Annotated in this window: 21 protein-coding genes; 12 read left to right on the top strand and 9 right to left on the bottom strand. The window is 70.0% G+C overall.

Annotated elements, in window-relative coordinates; all coding sequences use genetic code 11:
• Positions 1–441: 441 nt before the first annotated feature.
• The gene (locus E4M00_RS10970; protein ID WP_135120516.1) at positions 442–972 is read right to left on the bottom strand and encodes an adenine phosphoribosyltransferase; all 531 of its coding nucleotides are present in this window, start codon (positions 970–972) and stop codon (positions 442–444) included.
• A 185-nt stretch (positions 973–1,157) separates the two neighbouring features.
• On the opposite strand from E4M00_RS10970, the gene purL reads away from it, so the two are divergent.
• Genes purL through E4M00_RS10955 form a run of 3 tightly spaced genes read left to right on the top strand, consistent with a single transcriptional unit; the run spans position 1,158 to position 4,644 of the window.
• Positions 1,158–3,479 carry a phosphoribosylformylglycinamidine synthase subunit PurL gene (gene purL, locus E4M00_RS10965; protein WP_135120515.1) on the top strand — a complete coding sequence of 774 codons (2,322 nt, stop codon included), beginning with the start codon at positions 1,158–1,160 and terminating at the stop codon, positions 3,477–3,479.
• Positions 3,479–4,150 (top strand): hypothetical protein, encoded by a 672-nt coding sequence (locus E4M00_RS10960; protein WP_135120514.1) that lies wholly within the window; start codon positions 3,479–3,481, stop codon positions 4,148–4,150. Before purL ends, E4M00_RS10960 begins: the two co-directional genes overlap by 1 nt.
• Before the next feature lie 2 nt (positions 4,151–4,152).
• On the top strand, positions 4,153–4,644 hold the full coding sequence (locus E4M00_RS10955) for an NUDIX domain-containing protein (RefSeq protein ID WP_135120513.1): 492 nt from the start codon (positions 4,153–4,155) through the stop codon (positions 4,642–4,644).
• 140 nt (positions 4,645–4,784) lie between these two features.
• On the opposite strand, the gene E4M00_RS10950 is transcribed toward E4M00_RS10955, so the two are convergent.
• Positions 4,785–5,192, bottom strand: a complete 408-nt coding sequence (locus E4M00_RS10950) for a pilus assembly protein CpaE (protein ID WP_135120512.1) — start codon at positions 5,190–5,192, stop codon at positions 4,785–4,787.
• An 87-nt stretch (positions 5,193–5,279) separates the two neighbouring features.
• On the opposite strand from E4M00_RS10950, the gene E4M00_RS10945 reads away from it, so the two are divergent.
• Positions 5,280–5,702 (top strand): GNAT family N-acetyltransferase, encoded by a 423-nt coding sequence (locus tag E4M00_RS10945; RefSeq protein ID WP_135120511.1) that lies wholly within the window; start codon positions 5,280–5,282, stop codon positions 5,700–5,702.
• Between the two features lie 15 nt (positions 5,703–5,717).
• On the opposite strand, the gene E4M00_RS10940 is transcribed toward E4M00_RS10945, so the two are convergent.
• The 6 genes from E4M00_RS10940 to E4M00_RS10915 all read right to left on the bottom strand — a co-directional run bounded on the left by E4M00_RS10940 (position 5,718) and on the right by E4M00_RS10915 (position 11,784).
• Positions 5,718–6,626 carry an SDR family NAD(P)-dependent oxidoreductase gene (locus tag E4M00_RS10940; protein ID WP_135120510.1) on the bottom strand — a complete coding sequence of 303 codons (909 nt, stop codon included), beginning with the start codon at positions 6,624–6,626 and terminating at the stop codon, positions 5,718–5,720.
• Entirely contained in the window at positions 6,623–6,973 is a 351-nt protein-coding gene (locus tag E4M00_RS10935; RefSeq protein ID WP_135120509.1) for a chorismate mutase, read from the bottom strand. Before E4M00_RS10935 ends, E4M00_RS10940 begins: the two co-directional genes overlap by 4 nt.
• 19 nt (positions 6,974–6,992) lie before the next feature.
• Complete coding sequence (locus E4M00_RS10930; RefSeq protein ID WP_135120508.1) at positions 6,993–8,729, bottom strand: SulP family inorganic anion transporter; 1,737 nt, start codon at positions 8,727–8,729, stop codon at positions 6,993–6,995.
• 56 nt (positions 8,730–8,785) lie between these two features.
• Positions 8,786–9,685, bottom strand: coding sequence for a DMT family transporter (locus E4M00_RS10925; RefSeq protein ID WP_135120583.1), 900 nt, complete (start codon positions 9,683–9,685; stop codon positions 8,786–8,788).
• 138 nt (positions 9,686–9,823) lie between these two features.
• Complete coding sequence (locus tag E4M00_RS10920) at positions 9,824–11,428, bottom strand: monocarboxylic acid transporter (protein WP_135120507.1); 1,605 nt, start codon at positions 11,426–11,428, stop codon at positions 9,824–9,826.
• Entirely contained in the window at positions 11,428–11,784 is a 357-nt protein-coding gene (locus E4M00_RS10915) for a DUF485 domain-containing protein (RefSeq protein ID WP_135120506.1), read from the bottom strand. Before E4M00_RS10915 ends, E4M00_RS10920 begins: the two co-directional genes overlap by 1 nt.
• A gap of 191 nt (positions 11,785–11,975) precedes the next feature.
• Between E4M00_RS10915 and E4M00_RS10910 the strand changes: the two genes are divergently transcribed.
• The 4 genes from E4M00_RS10910 to E4M00_RS10895 are packed head-to-tail and all read left to right on the top strand — an operon-like array spanning position 11,976 to position 15,833.
• Positions 11,976–13,181, top strand: coding sequence for a sensor histidine kinase (locus E4M00_RS10910; protein WP_135120505.1), 1,206 nt, complete (start codon positions 11,976–11,978; stop codon positions 13,179–13,181).
• Positions 13,178–13,933 carry a LytR/AlgR family response regulator transcription factor gene (locus E4M00_RS10905; protein ID WP_240037024.1) on the top strand — a complete coding sequence of 252 codons (756 nt, stop codon included), beginning with the start codon at positions 13,178–13,180 and terminating at the stop codon, positions 13,931–13,933. Before E4M00_RS10910 ends, E4M00_RS10905 begins: the two co-directional genes overlap by 4 nt.
• Positions 13,930–14,361 (top strand): hypothetical protein, encoded by a 432-nt coding sequence (locus E4M00_RS10900; protein WP_135120504.1) that lies wholly within the window; start codon positions 13,930–13,932, stop codon positions 14,359–14,361. Before E4M00_RS10905 ends, E4M00_RS10900 begins: the two co-directional genes overlap by 4 nt.
• Positions 14,358–15,833 carry a sodium/solute symporter gene (locus E4M00_RS10895; RefSeq protein WP_135120503.1) on the top strand — a complete coding sequence of 492 codons (1,476 nt, stop codon included), beginning with the start codon at positions 14,358–14,360 and terminating at the stop codon, positions 15,831–15,833. Before E4M00_RS10900 ends, E4M00_RS10895 begins: the two co-directional genes overlap by 4 nt.
• A 46-nt stretch (positions 15,834–15,879) precedes the next feature.
• On the opposite strand, the gene E4M00_RS10890 is transcribed toward E4M00_RS10895, so the two are convergent.
• The gene (locus E4M00_RS10890) at positions 15,880–16,521 is read right to left on the bottom strand and encodes a GNAT family N-acetyltransferase (protein ID WP_135120502.1); all 642 of its coding nucleotides are present in this window, start codon (positions 16,519–16,521) and stop codon (positions 15,880–15,882) included.
• A gap of 117 nt (positions 16,522–16,638) precedes the next feature.
• On the opposite strand from E4M00_RS10890, the gene E4M00_RS10885 reads away from it, so the two are divergent.
• The 4 genes from E4M00_RS10885 (at position 16,639) to E4M00_RS10870 (ending at position 20,310) form a co-directional block, all read left to right on the top strand.
• Positions 16,639–16,851 (top strand): Rv0909 family putative TA system antitoxin, encoded by a 213-nt coding sequence (locus tag E4M00_RS10885; protein WP_135120501.1) that lies wholly within the window; start codon positions 16,639–16,641, stop codon positions 16,849–16,851.
• Positions 16,852–16,916: 65 nt separating this feature from the next.
• Positions 16,917–17,573 (top strand): TetR/AcrR family transcriptional regulator, encoded by a 657-nt coding sequence (locus E4M00_RS10880; protein WP_135120500.1) that lies wholly within the window; start codon positions 16,917–16,919, stop codon positions 17,571–17,573.
• A complete protein-coding gene (locus tag E4M00_RS10875) occupies positions 17,570–18,304 on the top strand; it encodes a hypothetical protein (RefSeq protein ID WP_193555575.1) in 735 nt (244 codons plus the stop codon). The genes E4M00_RS10880 and E4M00_RS10875 overlap by 4 nt, the downstream gene beginning before the upstream one ends.
• Positions 18,301–20,310 carry a YhgE/Pip domain-containing protein gene (locus E4M00_RS10870; protein ID WP_135120499.1) on the top strand — a complete coding sequence of 670 codons (2,010 nt, stop codon included), beginning with the start codon at positions 18,301–18,303 and terminating at the stop codon, positions 20,308–20,310. The genes E4M00_RS10875 and E4M00_RS10870 overlap by 4 nt, the downstream gene beginning before the upstream one ends.
• Positions 20,311–20,409: the final 99 nt, after the last annotated feature.

The following is a 20,409-nucleotide window of genomic DNA, read 5'->3' as shown; positions in this document are numbered from 1 at the left end:
TCAAACTGCACGAGGTTTTTGGCATTTGACATTGTGCACGCTGTTGAGTTCTCAAGGATCGGATGCTCCCCGCTTCACACCCAAAGGCGATCAACTCGAAGGCAACTTCTCTATATTACCCGTCTCGTTCTCGCTGTCAAATCGAGTGTTTCGCGGCGGATCGAGCGTCCTGATTCGGACTGACTCGACCTTCGCGACTCGAAGCGTGACGCTTGTACGAGAGCGGGTGAACCCCTGACGCAGATGTAGTCCGAAGACTTTTCGTCTGTGTGTTCCAGGGGGTGATCCCCACTTGAGGCCGGCGAGCACGATTCTGATGAACCTTGGCGCTCTGCCGCACCTTTGGGGTGATGAGTAATAATTTACGTCGCTGGAACGTCCGCCGCAAATCAGGCTTGTCGCCCGGGCGTGTCGCTCGGGTGTCCCTCTGAATTCCGGGGATCAGGCCCGCAGGAGACTGAAGACCTCGTAGTCGGAGAGCTGCTCGCGGCCGCCCAGGCCCTCGAGCTCGAGCGTCACTGCGACGCCCGCGACGTTCCAGCCGGCACGTTCGATGAGCCTGCAGGCGGCCTGCGCCGTGCCCCCTGTAGCCAGCACGTCGTCGATCACGAGCACCCGGGATCCGGCGGGGAGTTCGTCCTCGTGCACCTCGAGGCTCGCGACGCCGTATTCCAGTTCATAGGTCTCGGTGATGACGCGACGGGGGAGCTTGCCGGCTTTCCGCACCGGCAGCACTCCGGCACCGGTCAGGATCGAAGCACCGCCGGCGATGATGAAGCCGCGAGCCTCCAGTCCGCCCAGGATGTCGAACCTCCCGGCGAACGGCGCCACCAGCGCCTCGCACATGACCTTGAAGGCTGCGGCATCCGAGAAGACTGGAGTCAGGTCCTGGAACTGGATGCCCGCTTCGGGGAAGTCGGGGATCACGTGGATCCGTGCGGACACCTGTTCAGCTGCAGTCGGGTTGCTCACGCAGTCAGGCTAACCCGGCGCACGCTTCGGCCGCGGCCGGCGGCCGGCCCTCAGCGACCGGGAACGACGGATCGAGCCTCGCGCGCCAACGGTAGACTGGGCTCGTCAGGCTGTCCCGCTGAGATCGCCCGCGCCACGCGCCGGGCCCGGTCGAAGCGTCCCCCTTCTTCTGGAGTTCGCCACCCGTGACCACCACGCCTTCCACTCCCACCGTGCCCGTGCTCGACACCGTCGAGAACGCGGCTGCCACACCTGAGAAGGAGCAGCCATACGCGGCTCTCGGGCTGAAGCCCGACGAGTACCAGAGCATCCGCGACATCCTGGGGCGCCGCCCCACCAGCGGCGAGCTCGCCATGTACTCCGTGATGTGGAGCGAGCACTGCTCTTACAAGAGCTCCAAGAACTACCTGCGCCAGTTCGGCCAGAAGGTCTCGCCCGCCATGAAGAAGAACCTCATGGTGGGCATGGGCGAGAACGCCGGCGTCGTCGACGTCGGTGAGGGCTGGGCCGTCACCTTCAAGATCGAGTCGCACAACCACCCCTCCTACATCGAGCCGTTCCAGGGCGCGGCCACCGGCGTCGGCGGCATCGTGCGCGACATCATCTCGATGGGCGCCCGCCCTGTCGCCGTGATGGACGCGCTCCGCTTCGGTGCGATCGACCACCCCGACACCGCGCGCGTCGTGCACGGTGTGGTCTCGGGCATCTCCTTCTACGGCAACTGCCTCGGCCTGCCGAACATCGGCGGCGAGACCTGGTTCGACTCCGTCTACCAGGCGAACCCCCTCGTCAACGCCCTCGCGGTCGGCGTGCTGCGCCACGAGGACCTCCACCTCGCCAACGCCCGCGGCGTGGGCAACAAGGTCGTGCTCTTCGGCGCTCGCACCGGCGGCGACGGCATCGGCGGAGCATCCATCCTCGCCTCGGACACCTTCGCCGAGGGCGGCCCGACCAAGCGTCCCGCCGTGCAGGTGGGCGACCCGTTCGCCGAGAAGGTGCTCATCGAGTGCTGCCTCGAGCTGTACCGCGGCGAGCTCGTGGAGGGCATCCAGGACCTGGGCGCCGCCGGCATCAGCTGCGCCACCTCGGAGCTGGCCTCGAACGGCGACGGCGGCATGCACATCACCCTCGACAACGTTCTGCTGCGCGACCCGTCGCTGAACGCCGAGGAGATCCTCATGTCGGAGAGCCAGGAGCGCATGATGGCCGTCGTGCACCCCGACAAGCTCGAGGGCTTCCTCGCGGTCACCTCCAAGTGGGACGTCGAGACCAGCGTGCTCGGCGAGGTCACCGACACCGGCCGCCTGATCATCGAGTGGCAGGGCGGCGTGATCGTCGACGTCGACCCGCGCACCGTCGCCGTCGACGGCCCGGTCTACGACCGTCCGGTCGCGTACCCGACGTGGATCGACGCGCTGCAGGCGGATTCGGCATCCGCTCTCCCCCGCTCGTCCGACGGCCCGGCGCTCCGCGCCCAGCTGCTGCAGCTCATGGGCAGCGCGAACCTTGCCGACGCGTCGTGGATCACGAGCCAGTACGACAAGTACGTCCTCGGAAACACCGCGCTCAGCTATCCCGACGACGCCGGCATGGTGCGCGTCGACGAGGAGTCCGGACTCGGCTTCTCGGTGGCGACGGATGCCAACGGCCGCTACTGCCAGCTCGACCCGCGCCAGGGAGCGCGACTCGCGCTGGCCGAGGCGTACCGCAACGTGGCGGCATCCGGTGCCGTTCCCGTGGCCATCTCGGACTGCCTGAACTTCGGCTCCCCCGAGAACCCCGAGGTCATGTGGCAGTTCTCCGAGGCCGTGACGGGTCTGGCCGACGGATGCCTCGAGCTCGAGATCCCCGTGACGGGCGGCAACGTCTCCTTCTACAACCAGACCGGCGACGTGCCGATCCACCCGACTCCCGTCGTGGCCGTGCTCGGCGTGATCGACGACGTCGCCCGCCGCATCCCGTCGGGCTGGCAGGACGAGGGCCACAACATCTACCTGCTCGGCACCACACGCGAGGAGCTCGACGGCTCGGCCTGGGCCGATGTCGTGCACGGTCACCTCGGCGGCCTGCCGCCCCAGGTCGACCTGGCCGGTGAGAAGCGCCTTGGCGAGCTGCTGCGTGCCGCAGCCGTCGAGGGCCTCATCGACAGCGCCCACGACCTCTCCGACGGCGGCCTCGGCGTCGCGCTCTCCGAGAGCGTGCTGCGCTTCGGCCTGGGCGCTCGCGTCTGGCTCGGCGACATCATCGAGCGCGACGGCATCGACGCCGCGACGGCCCTGTTCTCGGAGTCGGCCGGCCGCGTGATCGTGACGGTGCCGCGCGAGGACGACGTGAAGTTCCGCGGGCTCTGCGACGGCCGCGACTACCCGGTGCTGCGCATCGGCGTGACGGATGCCGAGCTCGGCGCCCTCGAGGTGCAGGACGCCTTCAGCGTGTCGATCGACGAGCTGCGGACGACGAACCGCGCCCCGCTCGCCGACGCCTTCGGCCCCGTCGTCGGGTACTGATGCCGGGCCGCCGGGCAGGCCTCGCAGGCACGGCGGCTCTCGCGATCGCCCTGCTCCTCTCGGCCTGCGCGCCGGCGACGGACCCGGATGCCGCACCGACGACGACAGCTCCGGCGCCCGAGGCGTCGGCCGATGGTGACGCGTCGGATGACGCGGCGGCCGACGCCGCGGACTCCCCGCTGTCCTTCGCCGCGAACCCGCGTTTCGCGGGAGACGAGCTTCCGCAGATCGCCGACGGCCTCGTCTCGGACTCCCGGTGGACCCTGACCAGCCCCGACGACGGCACGGGGTCGTGGGGGTACACCTCGACGGACGATGCCTGCACCATCACCCTCAGCCAGGTGATGCTGCCCGACGAGCTGACCGGGCAGACCGACGACCTCGACGCGACGCGCTCCTACCTCGCCGCGGTACTGCAGGAGGACCTGCAGGTCGTCGAGGACAACGCCCAGGTGCACCAGTTCGCCGGCGGCGACGACCCGACCGAGGCACTCCTGCTGAGTGCCGGCGGCCAGGACGGCTCGGCTTGGTTCGTGCTGCTGCGGGTGTTCAGCTCGGTGGATGCTGCCGTCGGCGTGAGCGGCCAGTGCTCCGCGGGCACCGATGTTCGCACGGCGATCGCCACGGCCGAGGGCAAGCTCGGCATCGTCGCTCCTCTCGCGGCGGGCTGATCGTGGCTGCGGTCGAGGACTACAGCGAGGCCTACGCCGGCGAGCACGGGCGCTTCGCCGTGATTCCGGCCGCGTACGTCGTGCTGCGCCGGGGCGACGAGGTGCTGTTGCAGCGACGTTCGGACACCGGCTACTACGACGGCTACTGGGCTGCCGGGGCCGCCGGACACGTCGAGCAGGGGGAGACCCTGTTGGCCGCTGCCACGCGCGAGACCCTCGAGGAGCTCGGCGTGGGCGTGGAGGTGCGCGATCTCGTGACGCTCACCGTGATGCACCGCACCGGGGGAACCGGCGCGGCCATCGACGAGAGGCTCGATGTGTTCTTCGCGTGCGCGCGGTGGACGGGCGACCCGGCCCTGCAGGAGGACAAGGCGAGCGATCTGCGCTGGTTCGCGCTCGATGCACTGCCGGAACAGGTGGTTCCCCATGAACTGGCCGTGCTCGAGGCGGTGCGCGACGAGACGCTGGAGCCGGTGACGGTGTTCGGGTTCTGAGGCCTGCGCCGGTCCCTCCGCTTCGCGGCGGTCGCTGCGCTCCCGTTGCTCTGCGAGCGGGGGGGGCTGCTGGGAGCGAATGCGCTTCGACCGCGGACTTCGTCCGAGCCTCAGCGAGCGGGGCCCGGGGGGGGCTGGAGTCAGGCCGTCGCTCGGGCTATCACCACGAGAAGCGCCTGACCGTAGGCCTCGGCCGGCTCCGGATGCTCGAAACTCCTCTCGGCGCCGTCGAGCTCGATCGTCACCTCGAAGCTGTCCGGCAGGCGGCGGAGAGCCCGGAACCTGGAGCGGAGGAGCTCGCGCAGCTGGTCCTCGCGAGGCAGCCAGACGGCATCCGTCAACGGCAGCGAATCGAGAGCCCATTCCGTGGTGCCGTTGAATCCGAGAACCGTCCCCGTCGGGTGGTGCTGCGCCTCGATGGTCATCTCGCTCACGGTGAAGATGTCGTCGTCGAGGTCGGGGATGTCGATCTGGAATCTGTCGCCGGACTCCGGCCGCCAGAGCAGGCCGGCTGTGCGCAGTTCGGCGGCGAGCTCGCGGGAGATCATCTCCCCATCGTGCCCGAGCGCCACGACCCGCGATAGGGCATGGCCGCGATGACACCCGAATCGTCGGCGGTCTGACAGGATCGTGCCGTGGATCCGTATCCCCTGCGCGCCGCCACCGAGGCCGACATCCCAGCCCTGCTGGCGTTCTGGGCCCGTGCCGCCGAGAACGACGCCCGACCGGCCGACAGTGCCGACGCCGTGCGTCGACAGATCGAGCGGGATCCGGATGCGCTGATCGTCGCGACCATCGGCAACAGCATCGTCGGCTCGATCATCGCCGGCTGGGACGGCTGGAGGTTCCACCTCTACCGCCTCGCCGTCGATCCGACCCTGCGCCGCCACGGCATCGGACGCGCGCTGCTGGATGCCGCCGAGAAGCGCCTCATCCTGCTCGGGGCGACCCGCATCGATGCGATGGTGCTCGACGGGAACGAGCTCGGGCAGCGCATCTGGCGATCGGCCGGCTACCACCGCCAGGACGAGTGGGGCCGCTGGGTCAAGTCCGTGTGATCGGGCTCATCCGCATCATCCGGCGAGGATCGCCTCTGTCCGCTCCCACAGCCGCGCGCCGATCGCCGGATCCGTCGAAGCCTTGATGGGCTGCCGCCGCACCGGCGCGCCCTGGGTGAGCAGGCTCGGCCCGAAGTACCAGCCGCCCTGCGCCGCGGGATCGGTCGCCGCGCGCACCACGGGCCACGCACCCCGGTCCTTGCCCTGTGCCCAGAGGCCCTGCAGCGCGTCACCGAAACGCTTCGCCCGGCTCGGCTCGTTCACGCCCGGAACGCGGGGGCTGAGGCCGCCGACCGAGTAGCCGGGCTGCACCACGAGAGCCTGCGTCGTGCTGCCGGTGGCACGCAGACGCCGATCGAGTTCGAAACCGAACGACTCCACCTCGAGCTTCGACTGCGCATAGGCCGTCCACGAGTCGTAGCTGCCGGCGAGCTGCAGGTCGTCGAGCGCCGAGCGGGTGAGCCTGGCCGCGATCGAGCCGAGCAGCACGACCCGTGCGCCGGGCGTGCGGTCGACAGCGGGCAGCAGGCGGTTCACGAGGGCGAAGTGGCCCAGGTAGTTGGTGGCGAAGACGAGCTCGTTGCCGTCGAGGCTGACCTCGCGATCGCGGGGCGGATGCACGATGCCGGCGTTGGCGATGAGGCCGTCGAGTCTCGGCAGGGCCACGATGGCGTCGGAGGCCGCGGCGACCGAGGAGAGGTCGGAGACGTCGAGGCGCAGGGTGCCGACGGTCGAGTGCGGCGCCCGGGTGCGGATCGCCCGTGCTGCGGCATCCGCTCGCTCGTCGTTGCGACAGGCGAGGACGACGGAGGCTCCCGCGACGGCGAGCTGCGCGGCCGCGAAGAACCCCACACCGGCGTTCGCGCCGGTGACCACGAAGGTCTTACCGGACTGGGAGGGGATGTGGCGCGGGTCCCAGGTCACGAGGCGTCGCCGGCCGCGTCGGTCGTCGCGGCGTCGCTGGCGATGCGCTCGTGGTGGTGGATGACCTCGGCCACCACGAAGTTGAACCACTTCTCTGCGAAGGCCGGGTCGAGGTTCGCATCGACGGCCAGGGCACGCAACCGTGTGATCTGGCGCTTCTCTCGCTCGGGGTCTGCGGCGGGCAGCTCGTGCGCCGCCTTCAACCGCCCGACCTGCTGCGTGAACTTGAAACGCTCGGCCAGCAGGTGCACCAGGGCTGCATCGATGTTGTCGATGGACTGACGGATGCCGCCGAGCTCGGCGAGAGCGGCCTCGCGTTCGGCATCCGGCGTCGTGGCTTCAGGCATGTCTCGACCCTATTACGAGTCACTGCCGCGAGTCGTCGGCCGCGACACCGCCCGACTGCTGGTCCGCGACGTAGGCCTCGGCATCGGCGACGGCCCGCAAGACCGTGTCTCCGACCCACTCGGTGCTGCGGTAGAGATTCTCCTGGCCGATGAGGGTGCTGACGTTCTCGTGCTGCAGCTGGCGCAGCACGTGGTCGTTGCTCACCACCAGTTTGAGCAGCGAACCACGCGACTGCAGGCGGGTGGCGTAGCCGCGCAGCACGTCGATGAGCGAGAGCCCGATCTCGTCGACTCCGCGGAGGCGGATGACCACGACGGAGCCGGTGCTCTCGGCCGTCACCATGGGAAGTCCGGCTGAGAACGTGGGTGCGCTCGCGAAGAACAGGCTGCCATAGGGCTGCAGCACGACGACGTCGGCGCCCGGGAGGGTTCCCGGCGGCTCGGTCTCGCGCATCCGTCGCCCCTCCGCGAACTCCAGCCGCACCAGGCGCAGTCGATTCGACTGCGACGCGACATACAGGATGATGCCGAGGCCCACGCCGAAGAGCACCGCGAACTGCAGCGGGATGACGATCGTGAGCACGAAGGTGGTCGCCATGACGATCGTCTGCACGGGACCGGTGCGCGCGACGGAGGTGATCTTGGCCGGCTTGACCGTGGCGACGCCCACCACGATGAGAAGGGCGGCGAGTGCCGGCATCGCGACGAAGCCCACGAGCCCCGACAGCGTGAGGACGACCAGCGCCATCACCCCGCTGGCGATGAAGAATGCGAGGCGCGACCGGGCGCCGGCCGCCACGATGAGGGCCGACCCCGACATCGACCCACCCACGGGTGACCCCTGGAACAGCCCCGAGAGCAGATTGCCGGCGCCCTGGCCGATGAAGTCGCGCGACGCATCGGCCGTGCGGCCATTGACGTTGCGGAAGGCGCCGGAGACCGCGGCTCCCTGCACGAGGCCGACGAGGGCGAGGGAGAGGGCAGGCACGAACAGCGGCACGACCTGGTCGAGATCGGGCAGCACCGGGCCGGGAAGACCCGAAGGCACGTCGGTGATGTCGCGCACGAGGGCGACGGGCAGGCCGAGGACGTCGGTGAACAGCACGGCGAGCGCCGATCCGAGGATGACGGCCACCACCATCCCCATCGCCTTGAGAGGTGTGCGCTGCAACAGGACGATGCCGCCGATGGTCAGAACCCCGACGAGGAGGGTGGGCCAGCTGATACCGCCGATGTGCAGCAGCAGATCGAGGGTGCGTTGGACGCGGCCGTCGCCCCGAGCGGCGTAGCCGGTGAAATTGCCCAGCTGACCCAACACGATGTTCACGCCGACCGCCGTGATGAAGCCCGTCATGACCGCGGTCGGAACGAAGCGCAGGAGTCGTCCGCCCTTGAGGAGGCCGGCGACCACCATGATGACGCCGGTCAGCATGCCGAGGGTGACGAGAGCTCCAGCGGGATCGGGTCGCGACAGGATCGCGGCGTCGGCCACCACGAGCGACATGGCCCCCGTCGCCTGGACGGCCATGAAGGAGCTGCTGGTGAAGACGGCGGCACCCACCATGCCGAAGAGGTAGGCGTACAGACCGGACACGGGGTTCAGGCCGGCGAGCAGGCCGGCCGCCAGGCCGTCGGGAACGCTCTCGACACCGAGAACGAGACCGGCCACGGCATCGCGGCCGACGGTCTTGCGGGTGAAACCGGCGCGGAGTCTGCCGAAGGGCTTGCCCGTCGTCGACTGCGGCTGCTCGGTCATGCGCGCTCCCATCCGGCACCAGTCTGTCGGAAGCCGGATGCGCGCGGGGAACGAGTTCAGCGCGAGGGGATGGATGCCGGCGCGGGGGGTGCGAAGACCCTCAGCCGCTTCTGAGTGAGCAGGATGCCGAGGAACACGAGCAGAGCCCCCACCGGCTCGTGCCAGGAGAAGGTCTCGCCCAGAACGAGCACCCCGAGCACGACACCGACGACCGGCGTGACGTAGGTGACCGTCGACGCGTTGGTCGGGCCCCAGGCCCGCAGGACGTTGATGTTCCAGATGTAGACGACCCCGGTGCCGAGGGCGCCGAGGGCGATCAGGCTCAGCGTGACGGGCCAGTCGAGTGCGACGGGCCCGACGGCCACGATCGGGGTCAGCAGCAGCATGATGACCCCGCCGATGCCGATGTTGATGAACGCGAAGGTCGCTCCGGCTATCGGTCGCCCGCTCAGGAAGCGGCGGGTGTAGCCGAACGTGAAGCCGTAGCTGATCGCCGAACCCAGGCAGGCGAACTGCCCCCAGAGATCGCCGGTGATCGCGGCGTACGCCCACGGCCCGATGATGACGACGACCCCGACGACGCCGATGATCACGCCCAACACCTGGTCGCGCGCGAGCTTCTCGACCCTGAACACGGCGGTCGCCATGATGGCCGTCGTGATGGGTGTGACGGCGTTGTAGATGGAGGCGAGGCTCGACGAGACGTACTGCTCGGCCCAGGCGAAGAGCAGGAAGGGCACGACGCAGCCGCTGATCGCGATGACCACGAAGTGCAGCCAGACGGCCGGATCGCGCGGCAGCACAGGGCCGCCGTCGATGCGGGGTCGCATGATCAGGACGATGACGCCGAGCACGATGCCACCGAGCACCAGGCGGGACCAGGCGACCTGCCCGAAGCCGACACCCTCGAGGGCCACCTTCATGAAGAGGAAGCTCGAGCCCCAGATGACCCCCATGCCGAGGAACTGGAGCCAGATACCGAGAGTGCCGCGCGTCTTCACTCCCCCGACACTACGGCCGACGGCGGACCCCGGACGACGTGCGGGAGCACGCTGTCCGGAATCCGCCGAAGGATGGCTGCCGGCATCCGTTCCCTAGTGTTCGGTCGCCTTCTCGGCACCGACACCGGTGAGCGAGCGCACCTCCATCTCGGCCTGCTTCTCGGGAGACTCGAGGTTCTTGTCGAGCACGGTGCCGAGCCAACCGAGGAAGAACGCCAACGGGATCGAAACGATGCCGGGGTTCGACAACGGGAAGACGTCGAAGTCGGCGCCCTTGATCATGGCCGTCTCGTTGCCGGAGACGACCGGCGAGAAGATGATGAGCACGATCGCCGAGATGAGACCGCCGTACATGCTCCACACCGCCCCGCGTGTGGTGAAGCGCTTCCAGAACAGCGAGTAGAGGATGGTCGGCAGATTCGCGGATGCCGCGATGGCGAACGCCAGCGCCACCAGGAACGCCACGTTCTGCCCGTTGGCCCCGATGCCGCCGATGATCGCGACGATGCCGATCACGACGACGGTGCGGCGCGCGACCTTCACCTCGGACCCGGGCTCGGCCTTGCCCTTCTTGATGACGCTCGCGTAGATGTCATGGGCGAAGGATGCCGCGGCCGTGATGGTCAGACCGGCGACCACCGCGAGGATCGTCGCGAAGGCTATGGCCGAGATCAGCCCGAGCAGGATCGGACCGCCGAGCTCGAAGGCGAGCAGCGGAGCGGCCGAGTTCGCGCCTCCCGGAGCTGCAGCGATGACGTCGGCACCGATGAGGGCGGCGGCACCGTAGCCGAGCACGAGGGTGAACACGTAGAAGATGCCGATGAGCCAGATGGCCCACACCACGCTCTTGCGCGCCTCCTTGGCCGTCGGCACCGTGTAGAAACGCATCAGCACGTGCGGCAGGGCGGCGGTTCCGAGCACCAGCGCCAGACCGAGCGAGAGGAAGTCGAGCTTGGAGATCTCGCTCACGCCGTACTTGAGGCCGGGCTCCAGGATGGCGGGGGTTCCGGCCGTGGCGACGGCGTGCTCGAGCAGAGTCGACAGGTTGAAACCGTGCAGCGCCAGCACCCACACCGTCATCACGCCGGCACCCGCGATGAGCAGCACGGCCTTGATGATCTGCACCCAGGTGGTGCCCTTCATGCCGCCGATGAGCACGTAGAGGATCATGAGCGCGCCGACCACCGTGATGACGACGGCCTGGCCGACCCCGTCGCTGATGCCGAGGAGCAGCGAGACGAGTCCGCCGGCTCCCGCCATCTGGGCGAGCAGGTAGAAGAAGCACACCACGAGGGTGGTGATGGCGGCCGCGATGCGCACCGGGCGCTGCTTCAGCCGGAACGACAGCACGTCGGCCATCGTGTAGCGGCCGGTGTTGCGCAGGAGTTCGGCGACGAGGAGCAGCGCCACCAGCCAGGCGACGAGGAAGCCGATCGAGTAGAGGAATCCGTCGTAGCCCGTGATGGCGATGGCTCCGACGATGCCGAGGAAGGATGCCGCCGACAGGTAGTCACCCGCGATGGCCGAACCGTTCTGGCCACCGGTGAAGGAGCGTCCGGCCGCGTAGTAGTCGGCCGCGGTCTTGTTGTTGCGGCTGGCGCGGAAGACGATGATGAGGGTGATCGCCACGAAGGCGCCGAAGATGGCGATGTTCAGCCACGGCTCGCCGGGCGATGCGCTGGTCTCGAGGTGCAGCATCAGCGGGTCACCCCCGTCGCGGGCTCGAGTTCGGCACGGAGTTCAGCCGAGAGCGGGTCGAGGCGGCGGTTGGCGAAGCTAACGTACCACATGGTCACGGCGAAGGTCGTGACGATCTGGGCCAGGCCGAGCAGCAGGCCGATGTTGATGCTGCCGAAGACGGGCGTCGACATGAAGTCGTGCGCGTAGCCGGCGAGCAGCACGTAGGCCAGGTACCAGAGCAGGCACGCGATGGTGACGGGGAAGACGAAGCGGCGGTGGCGGCTCCGCAGGCGTTGGAACTCCGGTGACTGCTGAACGGCGCGGAAGTCGACGGTCGGTTCCGTCGTCTCCGCACTGGGGGCGTCGTTGCCCATGACGTTCTCCTTCGAGAGGGGGGAGCGACGGGCGGGCGCGCCGCGCCGCTGCGGTTCGTGCCCACTCTGCTGCCGGGTGGCCCGACTGGGGAGGGGCATCCGTTCGTCGTCGCTGAACGGGGTGCTTCCTGCGACGAGCGGATGCCGCCGGCCGGTGAACGACGGAGGCTGAGCGGCTAGGGTCTGAAGCAATGCCGGAGTCAGTGTTGATGATCGGCGCCGCGGGAATCCTGCTCGGCGTCGCGATCTCCGCTGCCTTCGCGTTCGCCCGGCGGCTGGTGCGTGGATCGCGCGAGCTCGGCACCGATGCCGAGCGCGCCACGTACACGACCCTGCACCTGGCGTCCCGCGCTGCCGGGCACCTCCGCGGCGGCTTCGATGCCGCCGATGCCGCCAAGGCGGCGCGTCCTCTGCGCACCCTGCTCGGCTGCGAGGCCCTCGCCATCACGAACGGGCCGCTCGTCCTCGCGCTCGACGGAGGCGATGACACCGTGCGCGCCGAGGCCGAGCGGCTGGCGGCGAGTGCGGCAGCGACGACTCCGGGGCGGCGCGCCCAGCTGCTGCGCGATGCCATCGGATCGGGGCGGACGCACCTCGATGCCGTGGTCGCACCGGTGACCCGCGGCGGTGCCGTGACAGGGTCGGTCATCGCCTTCGCTCCGCGCGCCCGGGCCGGCCTGGTGCGGGCGACGGGCGAGGTGGCCGACTGGGTCTCGGCCCAGCTCGAGCTCGGCGAGCTCGACGCCTCGCGCACGGCGCTGGCCGAACTGGAGCTGCGCGCACTCCGCGCCCAGATCAGCCCCCACTTCATCTACAACGCGCTCAACGCCATCGCGTCGTTCATCAACACGGACCCGGCCAAGGCCCGCGAGCTCGTGCTCGAGTTCGCGGACTTCACGCGGTACTCCTTCCGGAGGCAGGGCGACTTCACCACGGTGGCGGAGGAGTTGCGCAGCATCCACAGCTACCTGCAGCTCGAACGGGCACGCTTCGGCGAGCGCCTGGCAGTGACCCTGCAGATCGCCCCCGAGGTGCTCTCGACGGTGATCCCGTTCCTCAGCGTGCAGCCTCTCGTGGAGAACGCCGTGCGCCACGGGCTCGAGTCACGCGAGACCGGCGGACGCATCACCATCAGCGCCGACGACGCCGGCGGCTTCGCCGAGATCAGCGTGGAGGACGACGGTGTCGGCATCGATCCGGCCGTGGTCGCCGAGGTGCTGGCCGGCGGCGCCAGCGAGCACGTCGGCCTGCGCAACGTCGACGCCCGCCTGCGCCAGGTCTACGGCGACGAGTACGGCCTGATCGTGGAGACCAACGTGGGCAGCGGGATGCTGGTGCGGATGCGGGTGCCGAAGTCCCAGCCGCATCACGAACTGGCGATGGGAGGCGTGCGATGACCGGACGCCACATGAGCGTGCTCATCGCCGACGACGAGAGGCCGGCCCTCGACGAGCTGGCGTTCCTGCTGCGCCGCGACGCCCGCATCGGCTCGATCCACCTCGCCTCCTCGGGAGCCGAGGCTCTGCGCCTGCTCTCCACCGAGCGCATCGACGCCGCCTTCCTCGACATCCACATGCCCGGCCTGTCGGGCTTCGACCTCGCTCGGGCGCTCGCCCGCTTCGAGCACACGCCGGCGCTCGTCTTCGTGACGGCCGACGAGGAGGGGGCCGTGGAGGCGTTCGACCTCGCCGCCGTCGACTACCTTCTGAAGCCGCTGCGCCCCGAGCGTCTGGAGCGCTCGGTCACCCGGGTGCTGGACGCGCTGCGGGCCGCATCCGTGTCTGGGCACCAGCCGCCCCACACCGAGGACGCGATGATCTCGGTGAGCCTCGGAGGCACGACCCGCATCGTCCGGCGCGACGACATCCGCTACGTGCAGGCGCAGGGCGACTACGCCAGGCTGCACACGGCCGAGGCGAGCTACCTCGTGCGCATCCCGATGGCGGACCTCGAACGCCAGTGGGCGGATGCCGGTTTCGTGCGCATCCATCGCTCCTACCTGGTGGCTCTCACCCACGTCACGCGCATCCGCCTCGGCGCCGTGCCGCCCACCGTCACCGTCGACGGCGCCGAACTGCCGGTGAGCCGCCGTCTGCTGCCGACCCTGCGCGAGACCCTCGAGGCCCGCCGCATCCGCCCCACTGCATGACCGGCTCCGAGCGCTCGACAGGACCGGTGCCCCTGCCGGCTCCGCTTCCGCGGGTGCGGGTGACGGCACCGCAGACCGCCGCGTCGCGCGGCAGCCTCGGCGCCCTCGGCCCGGCCACCGGCACGGGGTCGACCCCGGCGGTTCGACCGCAGCCCTCGGAGGCCGACAGGCTGTTCGTCCGCTCCCTCATCCGCTCCCAGCTGCGGCTCGCCGTGGTCTGCGCGCTGGGCTTCGTCGTGTCTCTCGCGGCGATCATCGTCGTGTCGGCACTGCCGTTGCTCGCTGACGCGACCTGGGCGGGCGTTCCGCTGCCGTGGCTGGTGCTGGCGTTCGGCGCCTATCCCGTGGTGCTCGTCATCGCCGTGCTCTACCGGCGGGCGTCGCGCCGCAACGAGAGCGGCTACAGGTCGCTGGCCGAAGACTCGTGAACGCCGCGCTCGGCTACGTCTCCATCGCCCTCGTCGCGCTGGCCACGGCACTCATCGGCTTCTACGGCCTCAGGGTCTCGCGCACGACGAGCGACTTCTACGTGGCTTCCCGCACCGTGCGCCCGTGGTGGAACGCCTCGGCCATCGGCGGAGAGTACCTCTCCGCTGCGAGCTTCCTCGGCATCGCCGGACTCATCCTGCTGTCGGGCTCCGGCGGGTTGCTGTTCCCCATCGGCTACACCGCGGGCTACCTCATGCTGCTGCTGTTCGTGGCGGCGCCGCTGCGGCGTTCCGGCGCCTACACGATCCCGGACTTCGTCGAGGCGAGACTCGAGTCGCGCTCGGCCCGGCGCCTCACCAGCGTGATCGTCATCGTGGTCGGCTGGTTCTACATCGTGCCGCAGCTGCAGGGGGCCGCGCTCACGGTCAACATCACGACGGGCCTGCCTCCTTGGGTGGGGTCGGTGGCCGTGGCCGTCATCGTCGGCATCGTCGTCGCTGCCGGCGGCATGCGCTCGATCACCTTCGTGCAGGCGTTCCAGTTCTGGCTCAAGCTCGTCGCCATCGCCGTTCCGGTTGTCTTCATCCTGCTCGCCGTGACCGATGGTGCGCCGACCGCCCTCGATGCCGGCGACGCGTTCCCGGCATCCGTCGGCCCGGAATCGCTCGATGTCTACCGCACGGTCTCCCTGCTCGTGGCGTTGCTGCTCGGCACCATGGGCCTCCCGCACGTGCTCGTGCGCTTCTACACGAACCCCGACGGCGACGCCGCGCGCACGACCACGCTCATCGTGCTCGGGCTGCTCTCGCTGTTCTATCTCTTCCCGGTGATCATCGGCCTGCTGGGCCGAGCCTTCGCCCCCGACATCGCCGACTCCGGAACCGCGGACGCGCTCGTGCTGCTCCTCCCCGGTCGGATGCTGCCGGGCCTCGTCGGCGATGCAGTCACAGCCCTCGTCATCGCCGGCGCCTTCGGCGCCTTCCTGTCGACCACCTCGGGGCTCGTGGTCTCGCTGGCCGGCGTGATCAGCCAGGAGCTGCTGGGCGGCAGCGTACGCGGGTTCAGGATCGCCGCGATCGCCTGCTCGCTGGTGCCCCTCGGTTTCGCGCTCGTGACGGCGTCGTCGGGACTGGCGGGGAGCGTCGGCCTGGTGTTCGCCTTCACGGCGTCGACGCTCTGCCCGGTGCTGCTGCTCGGCATCTGGTGGCGCGGGCTCACTGCGCGCGGCGCCATCGCCGGCATGACGACGGGAGCGCTGCTGTGCGGAGCGGCGATCCTCGCCGGGCCGGCGATCGGACAGTCCGTCCCCGCGCTGCGCACAGTGCTCGAGCTGCCGGCGGCGTGGACCGTGCCCCTGGCCGTCGGGGTGACAGTGCTGGTGTCTCTGCTCGATCGGCGTCGCGTTCCGCGCGGGGTCGACCATCTGCTGGCACGGTTGCACGTGCCGGAACGGCCTTCCACCGCTCGCTGAGGCCCGGACGTCCTGATGCGCTTCGGGCGGTCGCTTCGCTCGGCCCTCAGCGAGCGGGGTTAACCGGGTGGTCGCTCAACGCGTCGAGGCGGGCGAGCAGTCCGGCGCGTACCGCCGGCCACTCGTCGATGATCACCGAGTAGACCGCCGTGTCCCGCCAGCTGCCGTCGGCCCGAGGGCGCTCGCGCCGCACGATGCCCTCGAACTGCGCGCCCAGCTTGAGGATGGCCCTCCGTGACCGGTCGTTGAGCGCATCGGCCTGGATCTTCACCCGCCCGAAGCCGCTGTCGAACGCGCGCCCGAGCAGCAGCAGCTTCGCCTCGGGGTTCACGGCCGTTCCCCACACACGCGGGTCGTAGGCCGTCCAGCCGATGTGCGTGGACTCGAGGGGCAGATCGAAGTCGGCCAGGGTGCTCGATCCGACGAGCAGTCCATCGTGTTCCCCGCCGACCAGACGGATGCCGTAGGGCTGGGCGAGTTCGGTGTCGAACCTGTAGCCGTGCTCGGCCCAGGCGAGGAACCCCTCACGATCGGCGCGGAACCCGGCCGGACCGCCACCGAACCCACCGGCGAAGACCTCGGGGTGGGCGAGGGCCTCGTAGAGCTCGGGCAGGTGCGCGCGCGTCAGCGGCTCGATCCGGATGAAGCGGCCGGAGATCGGCTCGAAGGGGGGAAGCACTGCGGTCATCCACCGATTCTGGCAGTCGCCGCCGACCCGCGCCCGAACGTTCCCCCCAGCCTGTCGCCCGCGGCATCCGACGGCTAGCGTGAACAGAGAATCCCTCGACGATGAATGGAGACAGTGATGTCCGGACTCGATGACGTGACGAAGAAGGCCCAGGAGTTCCTGAACAGTGATCAGGTGAAGGGTGCTCTGAAGAGCGAGCAGGCTGAGGACATCAGCGACAAGCTGCTCTCCGGGGTGGCGGATGCCGCCAACAAGGTCACCGGAGGCAAGTTCGAGGCGCAGATCGACGGCGCGAAGGACGCGGCCGACAAGTCGGTCGGCACCGACTAGCAGGCGCACTCCCAGCTGGTTCTCAATAACTTGCACACCGCTGTGCAAGTTATTACACTCGAGGCATGACCTCCACCGCTGTGGGCGCCCGTCGGGCTCCCCGGCGAGACGCCGAAGAGAACCGCACCGCCCTGCTCGACGCGGCGACCACCGCCCTCGGCTCCGATCCCGACGCGTCGCTCGAGGCCATCGCCGCTGCGGCCGGACTCAGCCGGCGCGCGATCTACGGCCACTTCGCCACCCGCGACGACCTGGTCGCGGCCTCGGTCGAGCGCGGCGCCCTGCGCCTGGCCGCCGCGACTGCCGACGTCGACCGCGACGACGCCCGCGTGGCCCTCGCCCTGCTCGGTGCCCGCCTCTGGGATGCCGTCGAGCAGGTGCGCGTGCTGGCGAGCCTCGCCGTGCGCGGCCCCTCGCTCGCCGTCGTTGGCGCCGCCCTCGCTCCCGTGCGCAGCCGCCTGCTGTCGATCGTGACGGCAGGAGCGGCATCCGGAACCATTCGCGACGACATCCCGGCCGCATCCCTCAGCCGTCTCATCGAGCAGGCCGCCATCGCCGTGCTCGTCGAGGCCACCGAGAGCGGCTTCAGCCGTGACGACGGCCACCGGCTCGTCATGCTCATCGCCCTGTCGACGGCCGGGCTGTCGGCGCGCGAGGCGAACGAGCTGATCGAGGCCACTCCGGAACTCCACCACCCCCTCCCCGAGGACGCAGCACTATGAAGATCGAGCTCATCGGCGTGAGCAAGGGCCGCAACGGCTCCTCGCTCCCCGAGACCACCGTGCGATTCGAGACGGATGCCGCGACTCTCGCCCGCGCCGAGACCGAGCGCCGCCCCACTGTGCTGGGGCTCCTGGCCTCCGGCCGCATGCGTCCCGACACCGGGCGCGTGCTCATCGACGGCGCCGTCGACAACGCCGATCTGCGCACTCGTGTCGCCCTCGTCGACGCGCCCGACGTGAGCGACCCTGCAGCCGACGTCACCGTGACGGGAGTCGTCATGGAGGAGCTGATGTTCGCCGGCCTCCCGGGCAGCCGTCGTGACGCGATGCTCACCCTCGCGCAGCTGGAACTCGGCGACTACGCGAAGACGAGCATGGCCGACCTGCCGCCGGCCGTGCGCATCCGCCTCCTCACCGAGCTCGCCGTGCTGCGCGACGGCGTCGAGGGGCTCGTGATCGCCGCGCCCGACCGGCACGGCGGCGACCCGCTCGACTGGTGGCGCATCGCCCGGGCCCTCGCCGCTCGGGGTTATGCGGTGCTCGTCATCGCCGGTGACGCCTCGGCGGCCGCGATCGGCGCCGAGGGGCTGCTCGCCAGGCTCGAGAGCGAGTCCCGCCAGGTCGAGTCGCCGCCGACCGCATCACCGGCAGCCGAATCACCACAGACCGATTCACCACAGACCAACCCACCACAGACCAACCCACCACAGACCGAAGGAGGTGCCGCATGAAGGTTCCACAGATGATCACAGCCGAACTGCGTCGTCTCACCTCGTCGCGCATGTCGGTCATCGCCCTCATCGCCCTGGTGTGCGTTCCCGTCATCTACGGCGGCCTCTACCTCTGGGCCAACCAGGATCCCTACGCCAAGCTCTCCGAGATCCCCGTGGCGCTCGTCGTCGACGACACCGGCGCCGCCGACGGCAACAAGGGCGACGACGTGGCCGAGAACCTCGTCGATGCCGGCACCTTCGACTGGCACGAGGTCTCGAGCGAGACCGCCGAGGCCGGTGTCGCCGACGGGACCTACGACTTCAGCGTCACCTTCCCCGCGGACTTCACCACGGACCTCGAGTCGTCCTCGACCGACGACCCGCGCAAGGCCGAGGTGCTGCTCAGCACCAACGACGCCAACAGCTACCTCGCCAGCACCATCGGCGAGCAGGCCGTGAAGACCATCCAGACGCAGATCGTGAAGTCGGTGGGCAAGAACGCTGCCATCACCTTCCTCGACTCCCTGTCCGAGATCCGCGGCAAGCTCGCCGATGCGGCCGACGGCGCGTCGCAGCTGACGGATGGCGCCGCCCAGGCCGTCGACGGGAGCGCCCGGCTCGCCGACGGCGCGGCTGCTCTCGCCACGGGCACCGGGACGCTAGCCACGGGCTCCGCGACGCTCTCGAGCGGCCTCACCCAGCTCTCGGCCGGCGCCGGCCAGGCCGCCGACGGAGCCACGCAGCTGTCGTCGGGAGCATCGCAGCTCTCCGACGGTGCGGCACAGACCGCCGCCGGCGCGGCCCAGGTCGCGGACGGAAACGCCGCACTCGCCGCGCAGGCCGACGAGCTCGGTGCACGGGTGGGCGACGCCGCCGCGGCCCTGCCGCAGGCCAGGGCCGACATCCGTCAGCGCCTGATCGACGCCGGAGCCGATCCGGCGAAGGTCGACGAGGCGCTGGCGCTGCTCGACCCGCTCGACACCAGGATCCAGGAGGCGAACTCCACGGTGCAGACGACGGTCGGCCAGATCGACCAGCTCTCCGCCGGCGCCACCCAGGTGGCCGATGGAACGCAGCAGGTGGCGGATGCCTCCACGCAACTGGCCGCCGGCGCGAGCACGCTCGCCTCCGGAACGAGCACCCTCGCCGCGAAGACCGGCGAGGCCGCATCCGGAGCCTCCCAGCTCGCGACGGGCGCTGCGACAGCCGCCGACGGGGCCGCCCAGCTCAGCAGCGGTGCGACCACCCTGGCCGACGGGCTCCCCGCCCTCGAGTCCGGCGCCGCCGAGCTGCGCGACGGCCTCCTCGCAGGACGCGACAAGATCCCTGACAGCACTCAGGCCACGCGCGACGCCCAGGCCTCGAACATCGCAGACCCCGTCACCCTCGAGACCGGCGCCGTCACGAGTGCCGGGAGCTACGGCGCCGGACTCGCACCCTTCTTCGCGGCCCTCGCCGGCTGGATCGGCATCTACGCTCTGTTCCTCATCGTGAAGCCGGTCTCGCGCCGCGCCGTCACGGCACTGCACTCGCCGATCCGGGTGACCCTCGCCGGCTGGCTCACGCCCACACTGCTCGGTGCCGTGCAGATGTCGTCGCTCTACCTCGTGCTGTCGTGGGCGCTCGGCTTCAGGATCGAGAACCCGGCCGGCATGCTCGGCATCATGCTCCTCGCCTCGGCGACCTTCGCAGCGATCGTGCTCGCGCTGAACGTCTGGCTCGGCAGCGTGGGCCAGTTCCTCGGCCTGGTGCTCATGGTGCTGCAGCTGGTGACCGCGGGCGGCACCTTCCCGTGGCAGACCCTGCCCGGGCCGCTGGCCTCCCTGCACCACGTGCTGCCGATGGGCTTCGTGGTCGACGCCCTGCGTCAGGCGATGTACGGCGGCAACCCGGCTGCGGCCTGGAGCGACGTCGGCGTGCTGCTGCTCTGGCTGGTCGGGGCCTTCACGCTCGCGGCCATCGGGGTCACGCGCATGACGCACCACCGCACCCTGCGCGACCTGCGGCCCAGCCTCATCGGCTAGGCCGGCGGCGGCGCTTCAGCGCTCGCCGCGCCGCCCAGATGGCCAGCAGGCCGCCGACGGCGAGCACGGCGAGGGGTCCTGCGATCAGCATCCGTCCAC

This window comes from Orlajensenia leifsoniae, from assembly GCF_004570845.1.
Taxonomy (GTDB): Bacteria; Actinomycetota; Actinomycetes; order Actinomycetales; family Microbacteriaceae; genus Orlajensenia; species Orlajensenia leifsoniae.
Note: the sequence above shows the minus strand (reverse complement) of the source record. Positions and strands in the feature narration are given on the sequence as shown.

Coding starts and splice junctions, on each gene's coding strand:
- E4M00_RS10960 (WP_135120514.1), top strand. CDS start 3,479: ATGCCGGGCCGCCGGGCAGGCCTCGCAGGCACGGCGGCTCTCGCGATC.
- E4M00_RS10950 (WP_135120512.1), bottom strand. CDS start 5,192: ATGATCTCCCGCGAGCTCGCCGCCGAACTGCGCACAGCCGGCCTGCTC.
- E4M00_RS10935 (WP_135120509.1), bottom strand. CDS start 6,973: ATGCCTGAAGCCACGACGCCGGATGCCGAACGCGAGGCCGCTCTCGCC.
- E4M00_RS10930 (WP_135120508.1), bottom strand. CDS start 8,729: ATGACCGAGCAGCCGCAGTCGACGACGGGCAAGCCCTTCGGCAGACTC.
- E4M00_RS10925 (WP_135120583.1), bottom strand. CDS start 9,685: ATGGGGGTCATCTGGGGCTCGAGCTTCCTCTTCATGAAGGTGGCCCTC.
- E4M00_RS10920 (WP_135120507.1), bottom strand. CDS start 11,428: ATGCTGCACCTCGAGACCAGCGCATCGCCCGGCGAGCCGTGGCTGAAC.
- E4M00_RS10915 (WP_135120506.1), bottom strand. CDS start 11,784: ATGGGCAACGACGCCCCCAGTGCGGAGACGACGGAACCGACCGTCGAC.
- E4M00_RS10910 (WP_135120505.1), top strand. CDS start 11,976: ATGCCGGAGTCAGTGTTGATGATCGGCGCCGCGGGAATCCTGCTCGGC.
- E4M00_RS10905 (WP_240037024.1), top strand. CDS start 13,178: ATGACCGGACGCCACATGAGCGTGCTCATCGCCGACGACGAGAGGCCG.
- E4M00_RS10900 (WP_135120504.1), top strand. CDS start 13,930: ATGACCGGCTCCGAGCGCTCGACAGGACCGGTGCCCCTGCCGGCTCCG.
- E4M00_RS10890 (WP_135120502.1), bottom strand. CDS start 16,521: ATGACCGCAGTGCTTCCCCCCTTCGAGCCGATCTCCGGCCGCTTCATC.
- E4M00_RS10885 (WP_135120501.1), top strand. CDS start 16,639: ATGTCCGGACTCGATGACGTGACGAAGAAGGCCCAGGAGTTCCTGAAC.
- E4M00_RS10880 (WP_135120500.1), top strand. CDS start 16,917: ATGACCTCCACCGCTGTGGGCGCCCGTCGGGCTCCCCGGCGAGACGCC.
- E4M00_RS10875 (WP_193555575.1), top strand. CDS start 17,570: ATGAAGATCGAGCTCATCGGCGTGAGCAAGGGCCGCAACGGCTCCTCG.
- E4M00_RS10870 (WP_135120499.1), top strand. CDS start 18,301: ATGAAGGTTCCACAGATGATCACAGCCGAACTGCGTCGTCTCACCTCG.